The sequence below is a fragment of the Haloferax sp. S1W genome (assembly GCF_044593955.1).
Taxonomy (GTDB): domain Archaea; phylum Halobacteriota; class Halobacteria; order Halobacteriales; family Haloferacaceae; genus Haloferax.
Genome location: NZ_CP172595.1, coordinates 2,948,799 through 2,965,061, shown reverse-complemented (window position 1 = coordinate 2,965,061; position 16,263 = coordinate 2,948,799). Strand labels below are relative to the sequence as shown.

Here is a 16,263-nt window from a genome sequence, read left to right as displayed (position 1 = left end):
GAACTCGACACAGACTGACGACCACCAATACCTCGGGGATGCCGACGCGATTATCGACAGCGGCGACGGGGACGTTGCGGCGACCATGGAGCGTCTTCGGACAGTGAGTTACTACCTCGACGAGGCGTTCGAGATTCCGGGGACGAACTACCGCGTCGGACTCGACCCATTCCTCGGCCTCCTGCCGGGTATTGGCGACACCACGGGAGCCGCACTGTCGGCGTACATCCTCGTCGAGGCGGCGATGCTCGGCGTTCCGCGAGAGACGCTCGCCCGGATGTTCGGAAACGTCCTCCTCGACACGACAGTCGGGTCGCTCCCCATCGTCGGCGACGTGTTCGACGCCGCGTGGAAGGCCAACGCCCGGAACGTCCGGCTTCTCGAATCCCGATACGAAACGCCAGCGGAACGCGAAGCGGACCGCCGGTTCCTCATCGGTGCTGTCGTGGTCGTCACCCTTCTTTTGGTCGCACTCGGTGTCGCCGCCACGCTCGCCGCGTTCTGGGCACTGGGACAGTTCGGAATCCTAACTGTCTAAATCATGATATTGATAACCAAGGCCTTGGGGTAGGGTATCGACCAACAAAATATAAAATAGAAGACATTTATACCGGCTCACAAAAAGCGGCGTATGGAACGACGAAGATTCCTCGCAAGCGCGACGAGCGTCGGAGCCCTCCTCACCGCCGGGTGTCTCGGCGGTTCGACCGGGTCCGACCACAGCGAGACGACCACGGCGACACCCGAACCGGCACCGGTTCCGGAGTCGGACATCTCCTTCATGGTCGAAGGTGGCGTCCTCCGCGCCGTCCACATGGGCGGTGACGAGGTCACGGACGACCACACGTCCGAAGTGTACGTAACCGTCGACGGCGAGCGCACGGTGACGTGGGTCGCAGACGACGAAGAGACGCAACCGTACCCGCTTTCGGTCGGTAACTTCATCGAAATCGAGTCCGCCGAATCCGGTTCGACCGTCGAGGTCGTCTGGGTCGGCCGCGCTGGAACCGAGGAAGCCCTCGCCACGCACGAGGTCGGCACCCCGACGCCCGAGGCGACGACGACGGCGACGAACGAAACGACGACCGCAACCAACGAGACGACTACGGCCACCAACACGACCGTCACCGAAACGACGGCAACGAACGAGACGACTACGGCCACCAACACGACGACCGAGTCGACGACGACCTCGGACGAGTAAACACGGCCGACCGTCGATTACAGCATCAACCCTCTTTCCGATGGCGCTGCCCCGCTATCGGCGAACCTTTTTATTCCAAACCGACGCCAGTGCCGCGTAGTCCGACCTGCGGACAACGTGACGTGGAGCGAAACAGCTCGAAGGAGCGAAACAATCCGAGCGGAAAACGAACCGAAAAACTCCAGAAGCGGTCAGTCGTCGGCAGGGACGGCGTCGTGGTCGGCGACACGGTTGGGAGCGACGAGACCGGCGCGGACACCGATATCGCGGACCACCGGGCCGAGTACGTTGTGCTTCATGAACGCGAACCCAGTGAGAATGAAGAGGAACCCGGTAACCGTCGCGGGGCCGATGTTCTCACCGAGGACGGCCCACCCGCTGACCGCGGCGACGATGGGCACGGCGTAGCTGACGAGGCTAATCTCGACGGCCCCGATGCGGTCGAGAAGCACGAAGTAGATGATGAAGCCGACGGCGCTGCACAACACCGCGAGGAAGAGAAGCGCCGCGACGACAAGCGGCGACCACGCGACCTGTCCAAGGCCGGGTTCGCCGAGGAACGGACTCACGATGTGGAGCATACCCGCGCCGAGGAGCATCATCCACGCCTGCATCGGAACGACCGGCGGGTTGCCCGGCAGTCGCTTGACGAGGACGGAGCCAAACGCCCAACTCGCAGCGGCGAGAAAGAGGAGAACCACGCCGAGTAGTTGGCCGCCAACGGACCCCGACGAGACGGCGATGACGACAGTCCCGACGAGGCCGAGGAAGACGCCGAGGAACCCAAAGAAGTCCAGTCGCTCTTCGGGGAGCATCGTCCACGCGAAAAGCGGCGTCAAGACGGGCGAGAGACTGAGAACGATAGCCGCCACGCCGCTTGTGACGTACCGCTGGCCGGAGAACAGGAGCGTGAAGTGGACGCCGATGAGGAGTGCGCCTCCGACGAGGACCACGACCCACTCGTCGCGGCCGCGGGGTCGCCAGTCCTCGGCAGCGACGAGAGCGTAGCCGAACAAGACGAGCCCAGCCACGTCGTAGCGGAGGGCGGCGAAGAGTGCGGGCGGAAGCACCTCCAATCCGACTTCGATAGCCATGAACGAAGTCCCCCAGAGGACGGCGAGCAGTGCGAACAATCCAACGTTTCGATGTGTTTGAGTTCCGACAGTCACGAGATATCTCCCTTCGACCCAGGTGTTGCACCGGCTACCATCTCGGTGTACATGAATTTTCTCGGACCTGAGATAGCACCTCTCGAGGGGCTCGTTGACACACCTCTCAGGACTGAGATGTATCGTCGCCGACGCCGAGACAAAGTAAGGTAGTTACGCCCGCCGCGAGTGAGACGGGATATGAGCATCTTCGAGGACGCCCGAGCACTCGCCGAGAGTGGCCCGGTCTGCGACGCCTGTCTCGGCAGGGCCTTCGCCGACCGAAGTTTCGGGTTGACGAACGCCGAACGCGGGCGGTCGCTTCGAATCGCCGCCGCCCTCGACGACGACGAACCGTACGAGGCAGTCGAGACCGAGACGTGCTGGGTCTGCGAAGGCCTGTGCGCCGAGTTCGACGACTGGGCCGAACGGTGCGCCGAAGCCATCGAAGACGTGGAAGTCGAGACGTACCAAGTCGGCACGCGCGCGCCGCCGCTGGTCGAAGAAAACGAGATTCTCCTGCGCGAGGGTGCGGGCCTGCCGGAAGACGCTGGTGAACTGTTCAAATCCGAGTTCAACCGCGAGGTCGGAAAGCGCGTCGGCCGACTCACCGGCACCGAGGTAGACTTCACCCGCCCGGACGTGCAGTTCCTCCTCGACCTCGAAGCCGATTCCGTCGAGGCGCAAATCAACTCCGCGTTCGTCTACGGGCGCTATCGCAAACTCGAACGCGACATTCCGCAGACCGAGTGGCCCTGCCGCGAATGCGACGGGTCCGGCTATCAGGGCAAGGAACCGTGTGACTACTGCGGTGGGTCCGGCTATCTCTACGAACACAGCGTCGAGGGCTTCGTCGCGCCCGTCGTGATGGACGTGATGGACGGCGTGGACGCGAAGTTCCACGGCGCGGGCCGCGAGGACGTCGACGCCCTGATGCTTGGGACGGGCCGCCCCTTCGTCGTCGAAATCATGGAACCCCGTCGCCGCACCATCGACGTGGAACGACTCGAAGGCGACGTGAACGCCATGGCCGACGGAGAAATCGAAGTCGAGGGGCTTCGACTCGCCACCTACGACATGGTCGAGCGCGTCAAGAAACTCGACGCCTCGAAGCAGTACCGCGCCGCCGTCGAGTTCGACGACGACGTGACCGCCGAGGACTTGCAGGCCGCGCTGGACGAACTCACGGGCGCGACAATCGAGCAGTACACGCCCCACCGCGTAGACCACCGCCGCGCCAGTCTCACGCGCACGCGACAGGCCTACGACGCCACCGGCGAACTCGAAGACGCTCGCCACGCGACCGTCGAGATTCACGGCGAGGGCGGTCTCTACATCAAGGAACTCGTCTCGGGCGACGAAGGCCGGACGAACCCAAGTCTCGCGGGCATCCTCGACACGGGCGCAGTCGTCACCGCGCTCGACGTGATTGCGGTGGAAGGCGAGGACGAACCCTTCGAGGACGACGAGTTCTTCAAGGATTAAGTCTCATCCGCAGACCGCAACCTCTAATTCTTCACCCCAAGACCCGACCAGATATGCGAATCGGCGTCGACGAGGCCGGAAAGGGACCCGTCTTGGGTCCGATGGTCGCCGCGGCGGTCCGGGCCGACCCGGAGACGCTCCCCGAGGGTATTGCAGACTCGAAACGTCTCTCACCCGCCCGGCGCGAGGAACTCGCCGCAGAGCTGCGGGCACGAGACGACATCTCGGTCGGCGTCGCGTTCGTCGAACCCGAAACCATCGACGACCCCGAGACGGGCATGAACCTGCTCACCGTTCGAGCGCAGGTCGAAGCGGCCGCCGAAGTCGCGGTCGACGCCGACGAACTCGTCTGCGACGCGGGCGACGTGAGCGAATCTCGGTTCGGGCGGCGCGTCCGCGATGGCGTGGCCGAATCAGGCGCTGATGTCGAAGTCCACGCCCAGCACCGCGCCGACGACGAACACGCCATCGTCGGAGCGGCGAGTATCGTCGCCAAAGTCGAACGCGACCGGCGCGTCGACGCCATCGCCGACGAGTACGGCGAGGTCGGAAGCGGCTATCCGAGTGACCAGACGACCCGCGATTTCTTACGCGGTTTCGTCCGCGAACATGGCATTCTCCCGGACTGTGCGCGCAAGTCGTGGTCGACCTGTGCCGACCTCTTGGCGGCGCACGAACAGGCGTCGCTCGGGGACTTCTGAGTCAAAAAATTCGTCGTCGATGGAGGGGGTCCCGGTTAGGCCATCTCGCCGAGCGAGACGAACGACCCTTCTTCGGCGGAAATCCACGTCGTCATCAGTTCGGCTTCGGGGATACCTGCGGGGAAGATGGTGCACTCATCAGGCGCATCGTCGTACGGCGTGACGATGGCTTCGTACTCCACGTCGTCTGCCAGGGTTGCACATCCGGACAGCTCCTTCGGTGTCGTCGTCTTCGCGTCCGTGTCGTCGTGTCGGAGAGGAGTATCGTCCATGATTGGAGTATTTGCACCGTAATTACCGACGGGCGGCGGCTTCTCAGAATTCTCTTCGGTCAATAGTTTCGGACAGTTCTATATGATTCTGTCGAAGGATATACGAAGTTAGGAATCACCGACACCACAAGTTGGGTAATAATTGGTATGATTTTGGAAAATGAGGCAGAAAAGTGCTTCAAAAGATTATACATCTCAACCGACGAGCGGCGGGAGCCGCTGTCGATGAGTGGGCGCTAGCGGTCCTCGGTCAGGAGCAGGCGCAGGATGTCACCGTACGCCGGACGGGTGACGAGCACACCGACGATGACGCCGAGGATGGTGAAGATAGCGAAGCCCTGGAGGTCACCGAGCGAGAGCACGGCGAGCGGACTCATCGCGATGATGGTCGTCGCGGCGGCCGCACCGATAACCCAGAAGGCGCGGCGGAAGCGCGACTTGAAGACCTTCCGCGACGTCACCGACCCTTCGGCCATCACCTCGTCAGCGATGATGATGAGGTCGTCCACACCGGTACCGATGACGGCGATGAACCCGGCGATGACCGAGAGGTCGAGCGGGTAGCCGATTGCCGCGGCGAATCCGAGGAGGACGTACACCTCGGAGAGGCCCGTGACAATCATCGGGAGGGCGACTTCGGGCTTGCCGTAGCGGATGAACACGACGCCAGCGACAGCCAGCACGGCGATGATACCCGTGATGAGCGAATCGCCCTTGAAGTTCTCACCCTGCGTTGGCGAGATGAACGAGGTGGTGCCGCCGTCCGACCCGGAGAGGTCGAGCTTCGCGGGAAGCGCACCTGCGCGGAGGTTGATAGCGACCTGCTGGGCCTCGGAGGTGTTGCGCGTCTGGAGCTGGAAGCTCGGCGCTTCGGCCCACTCACCAGCCCGCATCGAGTCAGCGAGGCTGGGACTCATCCCGAACGCGTTGACAACCTCACCGTTGACGACGAGGAGGAGACACCCTTCGGTCGTGTTGGGGTCGTCCATGTAGGTACACCGCGTCCCACCGGGTTGGGCGAGACCGGTCTCCTTGACGGCCTGTTGGAAGTCCGGTGCGGGGTCGTCGCGAACCGAGACGGGGACGAACGCCCCGCTACCGGTCTGCGGCTCCTGTGCGGTCCCGATGGAGGTGAAGTCCGCTTGCGTCAGAACGGCTTCCCGCGTCTCGTAGACGCGCGTGCCGTTCTGCGTCGTCGGGTAGTAGATGTCGATTTGGACCGTCCCGCGCTCACCGACGAGTTCGCGGACAGACGAGGGGTCACGGTTCGGCACTTCGATGAGGATGAAGTGATCTCCCGTCGCGGTTGTCACCTGTTGGACCGTCCCGCCGGAGAGACCCGCCTCGTTAATCTTCGACTGGAGGACGCGGACCGTCTCCTGACGGGTCGTCTCGGTGACCCCGTCTCGGACCTCACCGTGTGGATACCCCGCAGCTTCGAGAGCGGCAGCCAACTGGTCGGTCGTGACGTTCTCGGCGGTCACTTCAACCGTGCTGGACTGGGCACCCTGCCGGGCGATAACGTCCGCGGCGTCGGCACCGTCCAACTGAGCGGCGACCTGCTGTTCGACGACGCGGTCGGAGGTGTTTTCGAACTCAACGTCTTCGGCGGTGATACCGACGAGCGGCGCGCGGATTCGCGTCCCGCCGTTGAGTTGGAGGCCGTACTTGACGTTCGTCAGGCTGTTGTCGTCGCCGATTGTGGGTTCTCCCCCGACCGTCGGCGAGAACAGGGCGAACGTCGACACGAGGATGGCGAGGACGAGGAAGATGACCCGCCAGTTGTCGCGAAGCGTGCTCATCGCGCCACCCCCTCGAACTTCCACCAGCGAAGGAGCGTCACGTTGAGCATGTAGGTGTTCATCAGGTCGGCCGCGAGACCGAAGACGAGCACCGTCCCGATGGCGGCGAGCAGTTGAATGCCGAACAGCGTCGCCGTGATTGTCATGACAATCATCGCGGCGATGGAGGTGAGCGTCATGGTCACACCGGTCCGCATCGCGCGATAGGTGGACTCGTAGAAGTCACCCGACCGACGGAGGACGTGGTTGTTCAGGAGGATGTCGGAGTCGACCGAGTATCCGATGAGCATGAGGAGGGCGGCAACGGTCCCCAGCGACAGTTCGATGCCGAGGAGGTTCATCAGCGCCACCGGGATGACGATGTCCGAGAACGCCGAGATGACGACGGCGATGGAGGGAACGAAGGTGCGGAACATCGCGAACACGAGGATACTCATGCCGACGAAGGCGATTCCGACGCCACCGAGTGCGAGCAGTTGCGTGTCAGCACCGAAACTGGCGGAGACGGCGTCGATAGAGCGTATCTCGAAGCCTGCGGCTTCCGCTTGTGCTTCGATGTCCGCTGTCGTGGTGCTTCCTGACTGGAACGTCACGACGTAGGTGTTGCCGGCGCTGTTCCCACCGGCAGCGACGGTTCGAACCGACTCGGGAGTCGCTTCGAAGGCTGCCGTCACTTCGTCTTGTGATGCGTCCGTGGCGATTCGGAGTTCTGTGCCACCGGTGAAATCGACGCCAGGTGTCACCGGCGCACCGGTCGCGGCGTACCACCCGGCGATGACCAACAGGGCCACCGCGAGGACCGCGAGTGGAACGGCCGCGAGTTGGCGATTCGTGTACCGGGTGTAATCTACCTCCGGTACCGTAAACTCGACCATGGGTTGCGGTCCAGAGCGATGCTGAATAAGGCTTCTTATCCCGCGGTCTGACGCACACCCGGCGAACCCGCGATAAACCCATACTCTTTGACCGATAATCGTGATACATGTCGACCGAATCGACGCTGGTGGCGACACAGGCCGTCGTCTCCTTTCCCGACGAACTGAGCGCGTGGGGGTACGACCAGTTGACCGCCGACCGTTTCGTGAACTATCTGCGCCGGGTACACGACGAGGTCACCGTCGGCGACGAGTGGGAGGAGTTCCTCGACGTAGGGTGTTGCGGCGACTCACTGACGCTCACGCTCCGCGTCGAAGACCTCGAACCGACCGGCGCGACGGCGCTCACCTCGGAGACGGAACTCGAATTCGTCGAGCGAGAAGGGAGCGTCAACGGTGGCTGGTGCGTCCAGAGTAAGGACGGTCCGGCCTCGTCGACCGGCGAGCAGCGAAAACAGTAGGTCCCTCTCGCAGACAGGAGCGCCTCCTTCTCAGGGCATGTAGCGGACAGCCACAACGCCCGGAGCGGAGCGGACTTCGACCCAGTTCACGCCGAGTCGGGCGGCCCGCGAGAGCAGCCCCTCGCGGTCGTCGAGGACGTCATCGACCGCCTGTTCGGTCAGGTCGTCAGGGACCGACAGGACGTGAATCTCGCCCGTGCCAGCGCGCTCCTGTGTGACGAGTTCGCCATCAGCACTGTCGCTGGCGATATCCTTGGAATTCGCCGTCGGCGACTCAGACGAGCGCTCGATGGAGACGGTCCAGCGCGTCTCGACTTCGACGAGTTGCCACGAGACGTTCATCGGTGGGTCGGGGGCGACAGTTCCGCGGACTGCTTCGTCCTCGGTGATGCCGGGGTTCGACGAGAGCGTGTGTACCTGCCCGGAGTGTACGTCTTTCAGCACCGCCGACTCGTCGTCGGCCGCGGTCACGAGGAACGTCCCCGTTCGTTCGGACTCGGTCATTACCCTCTTTTGACCATCGGGCCTTTTCCCCGTTTCGGGCGCTGACGACGCGGTTTGCGAGTGTTTATCACAGTCTGCGGTGGGCTTTTCTCCCGCGGCACCGACCCGTCGGACGATGCCCGCGCTCTGGCGGTTGACCCGGACCGAGACGGCGCGCCGCGTCTACGAGGCACTGAAAGCCCACGGCGTGACGGCGACACAGATGGACGAGTACGTCACCGAGACGAGCGGTGACCGCCCAATCCGCGACCCAGACGCCGACGTCGAGAGACGGACGCTCGCATCCGACGAAGCCCGACAGTACGAACGAACGTACGACGCGTTCTTCGAACTCAGAGACGACGAACAGGCTGTCTGCGCCTTCGACGGCGACTCGCTCGTCGGCTACCTGTTTCTCGGCGACCCCGGACTCACGTACCACATCAAACCGCTGGAGAGGGACCTCCACATTCCCGGTGGGTACATCCGCCGAGTGTTCGTCGCGCCCGCGGCGCGTAACCGGGGTATCGCCACGGCGCTCGTCTCGCGCGCCGTCGACGAAGCCGAGAAACGAGGTGCCGACACCGTCCACGCACTCGTCGCGCGCGACAATCGACCATCGCAGTGGACCTTCGAGGCGAACGACTTCCGTGTCGAACGAACGCGGGCGTACTACCGTGTCGGTCCGTGGCGACGCCGCGCTGTCTCTGTGACCCCACGGTAGCTATTGAGCGCTCTGTTCGGGAACATTTGTATATAGTTCTGAAATAAATATATACTATAGAGATTAAATTTATACTTTGTCGGTCGAGAGAGTCGCGTAGAGAGGTATGACGGACGAACTCAGGTCAGCGCTTCGCGGGGGACTGGACACACTCGATGCACGCGCCAACGAGGTCGTGCGGTCGTCGACGGGTGAGAACATGATTTCCCGACTCGGAGGGGCCGACTGGTTGAGTCTCGGGGCGCTCTTCTGGGCGTGGGTCGGGGCGCTTCTGTTCGTGTCGAACGAGCCGAACTGGGCAATCGTCGCCGTTCTCGTCGGGTTCGCCTTCGACAAGGCCGACGGCTACTACGCACGAAAGACCGGCAGCACCTCGGCGTTTGGCCGACAGATAGACTCCTTCATCGACATCTTCACGTACCTCGTGTCGGCGGCGCTTCTGTATCACGTCGTCTTGGCTCCGAACGCCGTCGTGAGCGCCGTCGTTGGGTTCGTCGTCCTCACCTTCGGTGGGTTGCGCCTCATCCGCCACAACAGCGAGGGCTTCGGCGACGAGTCTGGAACCTCCTACTACCACGGGACGACCGTCGTCCACACGCATCTCGTCGTGCTTGCGAACTACTTCCTGTTTCAGTTCGTCCCCGTCTGGAACGGGTGGGTCGCGGGCGCGACTATCGTCGCCGTCTGCCCGCTTATGACGTCGGACTACAAAGCGTACAAAACCGACGTGGGACACCTGCTCGTTGGTGTTGCGGGCGCGGTGACTATCGCACTCTGTCTCGCGCTGGAGTTCGGCCTCCTGTGATTCAGCGCGTCTTCGCCTCCCGTGAGGACAGGAACGCCGCCCTCGCCCGACTCCTCGCCCTTTCGCTCGTCCTGCTCGTCGCGACACTCGCACTCACCGCGTTCGTCCCGTCGCTCACTGACCCGACGTGGATTCGAGAGGTTGTCGTCGCCGCCGGTCCCTTCGCACCGGCCCTATTCATCGGTATACAGACCGCACAGGTCATTCTCGCGCCGATTCCGGGGCAAGCACTCGCAGCCGTCGGTGGCTACCTTTTCGGCGGCATCGCTGGCACGGCGTACAGCATGCTCGGCGTCCTCTTCGGCAGTGCTGTCGTCTTTCTCGTCGCGCGCCGAATCGGCCGTCCCTTCGTCGAGCGCGTCGTCGCCGACGACGTGCTGAATCGGTTCGACGACTTCGCACGGCGACAGGGTGTCACTGGACTACTCATCCTGTTTCTCCTCCCGACGTTTCCCGACGACGCGCTCTGCGCAATCGTCGGCCTGTCACCGGTTCGCCTGCGGACGCTTCTCGCCCTCGTGGCAGTTGGTCGGCTTCCGACCTTCGCACTCGCGGCCGTCGCGGGCGAGCAGGCCGCTAGCACCGACTACGTGACCGCGGCCGGTCTCGTCGCCGCGGCGCTCGTCGCCACGGGAGTGGTGTACGTCTACCGCGACGAACTCGCCGCGCTGGCCGGGTGAGGTTCAAATACGAAGCCGAGACCAATCGGACGTACTGAAGGAGAATTCGAATTCGACTACCGAAGCACGCGGTGAACCGCGTAGACGAGCAGGGCACACGCGGTCGGTGGAACGAGGCCGTATAGCGGCGGGAGGTCGTAGAGAAGTTCGACGACCGGGACGAGCGCGGAGATGGTGACCGGACCGAGCGTGAAGGGCTGGGGCGCGGTCTGGAGGTTCGTCGGCACCGAGATGACCAGTCCGACGTATATCGACACGAGGAACACGAACCCAGTGAGCGCGAGACTCAGGTCGTAGCGGCGGTCCGAACCAGTCCGGCGGTGGCGACGCGCGACGAACAGTACCGGGGCGACGAGTGGTGCGACGAGGAACAGTCCCACGAGGATGTAGAACGACCGCGAGAGGGTGAGCGCCCCACCGGGGACGGCGGCAGTCTGTCCGATAAGCACCACCAGTCCGAACACGACGAACAACGAGACGATGCCGGACGCGAGCGCACCCACGAGGACGTAGAGTTTGAACACCCACGACTCGCTGTGCCGGAACGCGTACGGGAACGCCCCGAAGACGCCGCCGTAGTCGTCTACCATTGGTCGCTGTTAGGAGTGGCCGCGATTAAAGCGACCGGTGTCGTTTTCACCCCGGACGACGCGCATTTTCGCATGCACGTCGACCTCGGCAACGTCCTCGATACGGCATCGGTCCACGGCCTCTCACGAGCGTCTCTCGAACGCCTCGACGAGCGCGTCGCCGCCGCGCACGACCGCATCGAGCAGGGCCGCGCCGACAGCGAACACGGCTACGAAGCGCTGAACCTCCCGAGCCGCACCGACCCCGCCGCGATTCGCGACGCCGTCTCCCGGTTCGACGACCCCGACGCAATCGTCACCGTCGGCATCGGCGGGAGCGCCCTCGGCGCGGCCACCCTCACCGACGCCCTCGAAAGCGACGTGGACGCCTACTACCTCGACAACGTCGACCCCGAGGCGGTCGACTCCCTTCTCGACTCGCTCGACCTCTCGAAGACCGTCGTCAACGTCGTCTCGCGCTCCGGTACGACCGCCGAGACGCTGGCGAACTTCCTCGTCGTGCAGGAAGCGATGGCCGACGCAGGCGTCGACTGGGCCGACCGAACCTTCGTCACGACCGGCGAGGAAGGTAACCTCCGCGACCTCGCGGAGAAACACGACCTCCCGTCGCTTCCCGTCCCGGACGGCGTCCCCGGACGCTTCTCGGTTCTCTCGACGGTCGGCCTCGCCGCCGCGGCTATCTGCGGCCACGACATCGAAGCAGTCCTTGAGGGTGCGGCAGCGCAGGAAGCCCGCCTTTCGGACTCGCTTTTCGACTCGCCCGCCTACGCCTACGGAGCCGTCTCCTTCGCCCTCACCGAGCGCGGCATGTCCGCCAACGCGATGATGCCCTACGCGGAATCCCTCGAAACGTTCTCCGAGTGGTTCGCGCAACTGTGGGCCGAATCGCTCGGCAAGGACGGCCTCGGCCAGACGCCACTCCGTGCCCTCGGTGCGACGGACCAGCACTCCCAACTGCAACTGTACCGCGCCGGTCCGAACGACAAACTCGTGACGCTCGTCCGCGCCACCGAGCGCGACGACGTGGCCATCCCGGAGACCGACCTCGACGGCCTCGCGTACCTCGGCGGGTCGTCGCTCGGCGAACTCCTCGACGCCGAGTTCGAGGCGACCGAAGCCAGCCTCGTCGCCGCCGGGCGGCCGAACGTCCGCATCGAAATCGACCGCGTGGACGAGTACGGACTGGGTGAACTCCTCTACGCGATGGAAGCCGCGTGTGTCATGTACGGCGAACTCGCCAGCGTGGATACGTTCGTCCAACCGGCGGTCGAGTGGGGCAAGCGCGCCGCCCGCGGCCTGCTCGGCGGCGGCGACTTCGAAGAGGCGGACGCGGTCGCCGACAAGGAAAAACTGGTCGTCGAATAGACTCGGTTGCTCCGCGGGCGACGACGCACGAGAATCGACCCGAATCGGTTATCCGACACGATTACGAAGAGAGTCCAATGGCACACGATACCGCCCGCTCGTCGGCGACGGTGTCCGACCACCTACAGACGTACGGGGGCATCATCATCGTCGTCGCCCTCACGCTTATCGTCGGCGCGGTGTTCGGGTCCATCGCACACGGACTCGGCAGCGGATTCCTCGCCTCCTCGGACCCGCTTCTCGCCGCGATACAGAGCGCCGGAACCTTCGTCGGATTCGGCGTCGTCGGCCTCGGCTATCTCGCCGCGCGAGACGATTGGGAACTCATCCGTCTCGAATCGCCGACGAAGCGCGACCTCCTGTGGATTGGCGGCGGCCTCGTCGCTCTCTTCGGCGTCTACCTCGGCGCGACGGCGCTCATGAACGTCCTCAACGTCCAGAGCGGCGACAGCGTTATCGCCCAACAGGGTGCCGAAAGCCCGATGTACTTCCTCTATCTGACCGTCGTCACCATCGTCCTCGTCGGCCCGGCGGAGGAACTCATCTTCCGCGGCATCGCCTTCGGCGAACTCCGACGGCTCTGGGGACCGATTCCGGCCATCGTCCTGTCGAGCGCCGTCTTCGCCTCGATTCACGTGTGGTCCTTTTCGGGGCCGGGAGCGGTCGTCTCGCTCGGAATGGTGTTCGTCCTCGGGGGCGTCCTCGCGCTCATCTACGAACGAAGCGGGAACCTCGTCGTCGCGGCGGTGGCACACGGCCTGTTCAACGCAGTCCAGTTCCTCGCGAGTTACGCGCAGACGACCGGATTGATTTAGTTCGGGTTTCGGACCTGCCTTCGGAGAACGAAGCCGAGTCGGCGTCGATTCCGGACGCTCGGCTCTCGATAGCTGCTGACGGTCTCCGGGGCGAAAACGGTCGCTCCGACTTACGCCGGGTTCTTCCGCGAGAGACCCATCCCGCAGATTGGGCAGCGCTCTTTGTCTTCGTCGAACTCGCGGCCGCAGCCCTGACACTGGAACTTCCAGTCTCGCTGCTCGGCGATGCCGTCCTGCGCGATGACTTCGACTTCGACGCCGAGGTGTTCGGCGACGTTCTGCATCGCGTAGTCGTCGGTGACGAGGATGGCGTCAAGTTCGAACGCGGCGGCGATGAGACGGGCGTCAGTCTCTGAGAGGACACCCTTGTCGCCGGTTTCCCCGCCAGCGCGGAGAACCTTGTCGACGGTGCCCTGTCCGGGGATGTGGACGTACATGCCCGCCCCTTCGAGCGCGTCGAACCGGAAGGCGTGCTCGCCGGTGAGTTCCTCTTTGACGAGCGGGATGGAGGCCGTCTCGTCGTCGGTGTGATACTCGTGGATGAACGCAGACGTGTCAAGAATCCGCATCTACCTAGCGTTGGACGACGATGTAGTCTTTCACTGCCTGCACGCGGTTGACAGGAATACGGAAGCGACCGCGGTCGTCCCGGTCGAACGCGACGCGACTGGGCGTGATCTGTTCGTTCGGCTCGACGAGCAGGTCGTGGAGTGTCCCCGACTTGAGGTTCATCGTGATGTTGTACAGCATCCCGAGTTCCGTCCCGTCAGACCCCATGACAGCCTTTCCGGAGAGGTTCTCGGCGAGTATATCGGCCATGCACGGACCTTCCTCGTCCCCTCACATAAACGCCACGGGGGCGTCTGACGGGTGGCCGACGACTGACAGCACTGACGGACCGAATCTGCCCCCGAACACCATGTTATCACATAGCGCGCCTCGCGGGCGGGCGTGACGATGGACTTAACTTGAGTCACCGACTCGATTCGCGTAAGGAACTTTCTCCGGGGCGATTCTCCATGTCCGATACTGATTCGACGTCACAATCCGATACGCTTCGCACACCCATCGTGGCGGTCCTGGGCCACGTCGACCACGGGAAGACCAGTCTCCTCGACAAGATTCGCGGGTCGGCCGTGAGTGAAGGGGAGGCCGGTGCCATCACCCAGCACATCGGCGCGACCGCGGTGCCGTTAGACACGGTCTCGCAGATGGCTGGCAGCCTGGTCAATCCCGACGACTTCGACCTGCCTGGACTGCTTTTCATCGACACGCCGGGGCACCACTCGTTCAGCACCCTCCGCTCTCGCGGTGGCGCGCTGGCCGACATCGCCATCCTCGTCGTCGACGTGAACGACGGCTTCCAACCGCAAACCGAAGAGGCCATCGACATCCTCAAACGAACGGGGACGCCCTTCATCGTGGCTGCCAACAAGGTCGACACGACGCCGGGATGGAACCCACAGACGGGTGAACCAATCCAGAAATCGCTCGAATCGCAGTCCTCGCGGGCGAAATCGAAACTCGACGAGAGTCTCTATCAACTCATCGGCGAACTCTCTGACAAGGGCTTTTCTTCGGACTTCTACTGGCGCGTCCAGAACTTCCAGAAGAACATCGGCGTCGTCCCCGTCTCCGCGATGACCGGCGAGGGGATTCCGGACCTCCTCGGCGTCCTCATGGGCCTCTCGCAGCGCTACATGAAAGACGAGATGGCCATCGACGTGGCCGGTCCCGGTTACGGGACCGTCCTCGAAGTCAAGGAGGAACGTGGTTTCGGTGCCACTCTCGACGTGGTCCTCTACGACGGAACCATCCGCGCGGGCGACACTATCGTCGTCGGCGGCGCGAACGAACCGATTGTGACTGAAGTTCGCGCCCTGCTGCAACCTCGACCGAACGCCGAGATTCGAACCGAGAAGCGATTCGACAAGGTCGAGGAGGTACGCGCCGCGGCGGGTGTCAAGATTGCCGCCCCGGACCTCGAAGACGCGATGGCCGGTGCCCCGGTGCGCGTCGTCGGCGACCGCGACGTAGACGAGGTTATCCGCGAAGTCGAAGCGGAACTCGCAGATATCGAAGTCACGACCGAAGAGGAAGGCGTCGTCGTGAAAGCCGACACCCTCGGTAGCCTCGAAGCCATGGCGAACGCGCTTCAGGAGGCCGAAGTGCCCATCCTCCGCGCCGAAGTCGGTGACATCGCCCCGCGCGACGTGGCCGTCGCCTCCACCGCCCGCGAACCCGAGCACAAGGTCATCCTCGGGTTCAACGTGGATGTCCTCTCGAACGCACGGGATGAACTCGACACGACCGACGTGAAACTCTTCGACGACGACGTTATCTACCAACTCGTCGAGGAGTACGAGGAGTTCGTCGACGAAATGAAGCGCGCTCAGCAGGAGACCATCCTCGACAAAATCGTCCGCCCGTGTCGCTTCCGCATCCTCGAAGACCACGTCTTCCGGCAGAACAACCCCGCCGTCGTCGGCGTCGAGGTCATGTCCGGGACCATCAAGAACAACATGAACGTCGTCAAGTGGGAAGACGGCGAGCCGAATCGCGTCGGCCAACTCTCCGGGATTCAAGAACAGGGCGAGGACGTGTCGAGCGCCCGTGCTGGCTCCCGCGTCAGTGTCGCTATCGACGGCCCGACCGTCGGCCGTCAAATCGACGAGGGCGACGAACTCTGGATTGAACTCCCCGAGAAGCACGCGAAGATTCTCGAACAAGAACTCCGCGACGACATCCCCGTGGACGAACTGGAGGCGCTTTCGGGCTACCTCGAAAAGCATCGGCGACGCGACCCCTTCTGGGGGAAGTAAGGGTCGTTCGAAGTTCGACGAGAAGCCTCAA

General features: G+C 63.8%; 19 protein-coding genes. 11 read left to right on the top strand and 8 right to left on the bottom strand.

Annotated features, from left to right (window positions below; all coding sequences use genetic code 11):
- Positions 1 to 49: 49 nt before the first annotated feature.
- On the top strand, positions 50 to 538 hold the full coding sequence (locus ACH9L7_RS15495; protein WP_396613297.1) for a DUF4112 domain-containing protein: 489 nt from the start codon (positions 50 to 52) through the stop codon (positions 536 to 538).
- 93 nt (positions 539 to 631) lie between these two features.
- Positions 632 to 1,204, top strand: coding sequence for a hypothetical protein (locus ACH9L7_RS15490; RefSeq protein ID WP_396611584.1), 573 nt, complete (start codon positions 632 to 634; stop codon positions 1,202 to 1,204).
- A 191-nt stretch (positions 1,205 to 1,395) separates the two neighbouring features.
- Here the strand turns inward: ACH9L7_RS15490 and ACH9L7_RS15485 are convergent, their stop codons facing one another.
- Entirely contained in the window at positions 1,396 to 2,373 is a 978-nt protein-coding gene (locus ACH9L7_RS15485; protein ID WP_396611583.1) for a DMT family transporter, read from the bottom strand.
- Positions 2,374 to 2,553: 180 nt separating this feature from the next.
- Between ACH9L7_RS15485 and ACH9L7_RS15480 the strand changes: the two genes are divergently transcribed.
- On the top strand, positions 2,554 to 3,837 hold the full coding sequence (locus ACH9L7_RS15480; protein ID WP_396611582.1) for a tRNA pseudouridine(54/55) synthase Pus10: 1,284 nt from the start codon (positions 2,554 to 2,556) through the stop codon (positions 3,835 to 3,837).
- Positions 3,838 to 3,890: 53 nt separating this feature from the next.
- A complete protein-coding gene (rnhB, locus tag ACH9L7_RS15475) occupies positions 3,891 to 4,538 on the top strand; it encodes a ribonuclease HII (RefSeq protein ID WP_396611581.1) in 648 nt (215 codons plus the stop codon).
- Positions 4,539 to 4,573: 35 nt separating this feature from the next.
- On the opposite strand, the gene ACH9L7_RS15470 is transcribed toward rnhB, so the two are convergent.
- The 3 genes from ACH9L7_RS15470 to secF form a co-directional block, all read right to left on the bottom strand.
- Positions 4,574 to 4,810, bottom strand: coding sequence for a hypothetical protein (locus ACH9L7_RS15470; RefSeq protein WP_396611580.1), 237 nt, complete (start codon positions 4,808 to 4,810; stop codon positions 4,574 to 4,576).
- A gap of 236 nt (positions 4,811 to 5,046) precedes the next feature.
- Complete coding sequence (gene secD / locus ACH9L7_RS15465) at positions 5,047 to 6,612, bottom strand: preprotein translocase subunit SecD (protein ID WP_396611579.1); 1,566 nt, start codon at positions 6,610 to 6,612, stop codon at positions 5,047 to 5,049.
- Positions 6,609 to 7,487 (bottom strand): protein translocase subunit SecF, encoded by an 879-nt coding sequence (gene secF, locus ACH9L7_RS15460; RefSeq protein WP_396611578.1) that lies wholly within the window; start codon positions 7,485 to 7,487, stop codon positions 6,609 to 6,611. The genes secD and secF overlap by 4 nt, the downstream gene beginning before the upstream one ends.
- Before the next feature lie 107 nt (positions 7,488 to 7,594).
- Between secF and ACH9L7_RS15455 the strand changes: the two genes are divergently transcribed.
- Entirely contained in the window at positions 7,595 to 7,948 is a 354-nt protein-coding gene (locus tag ACH9L7_RS15455) for a hypothetical protein (RefSeq protein WP_396611577.1), read from the top strand.
- A 30-nt stretch (positions 7,949 to 7,978) separates the two neighbouring features.
- Here ACH9L7_RS15455 and ACH9L7_RS15450 read toward each other — a convergent pair whose 3' ends face one another.
- On the bottom strand, positions 7,979 to 8,452 hold the full coding sequence (locus ACH9L7_RS15450) for a DUF5812 family protein (protein WP_396611576.1): 474 nt from the start codon (positions 8,450 to 8,452) through the stop codon (positions 7,979 to 7,981).
- Between the two features lie 115 nt (positions 8,453 to 8,567).
- On the opposite strand from ACH9L7_RS15450, the gene ACH9L7_RS15445 reads away from it, so the two are divergent.
- From ACH9L7_RS15445 to ACH9L7_RS15435, 3 genes are all read left to right on the top strand, one after another.
- Positions 8,568 to 9,155 carry a GNAT family N-acetyltransferase gene (locus tag ACH9L7_RS15445; protein ID WP_396611575.1) on the top strand — a complete coding sequence of 196 codons (588 nt, stop codon included), beginning with the start codon at positions 8,568 to 8,570 and terminating at the stop codon, positions 9,153 to 9,155.
- 106 nt (positions 9,156 to 9,261) lie between these two features.
- Entirely contained in the window at positions 9,262 to 9,960 is a 699-nt protein-coding gene (locus ACH9L7_RS15440; RefSeq protein ID WP_396611574.1) for a CDP-alcohol phosphatidyltransferase family protein, read from the top strand.
- Positions 9,957 to 10,640 carry a TVP38/TMEM64 family protein gene (locus ACH9L7_RS15435; RefSeq protein WP_396611573.1) on the top strand — a complete coding sequence of 228 codons (684 nt, stop codon included), beginning with the start codon at positions 9,957 to 9,959 and terminating at the stop codon, positions 10,638 to 10,640. Before ACH9L7_RS15440 ends, ACH9L7_RS15435 begins: the two co-directional genes overlap by 4 nt.
- A 56-nt stretch (positions 10,641 to 10,696) precedes the next feature.
- On the opposite strand, the gene ACH9L7_RS15430 is transcribed toward ACH9L7_RS15435, so the two are convergent.
- Complete coding sequence (locus tag ACH9L7_RS15430) at positions 10,697 to 11,230, bottom strand: hypothetical protein (RefSeq protein ID WP_396611572.1); 534 nt, start codon at positions 11,228 to 11,230, stop codon at positions 10,697 to 10,699.
- A gap of 72 nt (positions 11,231 to 11,302) precedes the next feature.
- Here ACH9L7_RS15430 and ACH9L7_RS15425 point away from each other — a divergent pair, with 72 nt between their 5' ends.
- Both ACH9L7_RS15425 and ACH9L7_RS15420 read left to right on the top strand, forming a co-directional pair.
- On the top strand, positions 11,303 to 12,595 hold the full coding sequence (locus ACH9L7_RS15425) for a glucose-6-phosphate isomerase (protein ID WP_396611571.1): 1,293 nt from the start codon (positions 11,303 to 11,305) through the stop codon (positions 12,593 to 12,595).
- A gap of 77 nt (positions 12,596 to 12,672) precedes the next feature.
- Positions 12,673 to 13,410 (top strand): lysostaphin resistance A-like protein, encoded by a 738-nt coding sequence (locus ACH9L7_RS15420; RefSeq protein WP_396611570.1) that lies wholly within the window; start codon positions 12,673 to 12,675, stop codon positions 13,408 to 13,410.
- Between the two features lie 110 nt (positions 13,411 to 13,520).
- On the opposite strand, the gene ACH9L7_RS15415 is transcribed toward ACH9L7_RS15420, so the two are convergent.
- The gene (locus tag ACH9L7_RS15415) at positions 13,521 to 13,979 is read right to left on the bottom strand and encodes an NOB1 family endonuclease (RefSeq protein ID WP_007541832.1); all 459 of its coding nucleotides are present in this window, start codon (positions 13,977 to 13,979) and stop codon (positions 13,521 to 13,523) included.
- Positions 13,980 to 13,983: 4 nt separating this feature from the next.
- Complete coding sequence (locus tag ACH9L7_RS15410) at positions 13,984 to 14,229, bottom strand: PRC-barrel domain-containing protein (RefSeq protein WP_396611569.1); 246 nt, start codon at positions 14,227 to 14,229, stop codon at positions 13,984 to 13,986.
- A gap of 200 nt (positions 14,230 to 14,429) precedes the next feature.
- Here ACH9L7_RS15410 and infB point away from each other — a divergent pair, with 200 nt between their 5' ends.
- Complete coding sequence (infB, locus tag ACH9L7_RS15405; RefSeq protein ID WP_396611568.1) at positions 14,430 to 16,232, top strand: translation initiation factor IF-2; 1,803 nt, start codon at positions 14,430 to 14,432, stop codon at positions 16,230 to 16,232.
- Positions 16,233 to 16,263 lie beyond the last annotated feature (31 nt).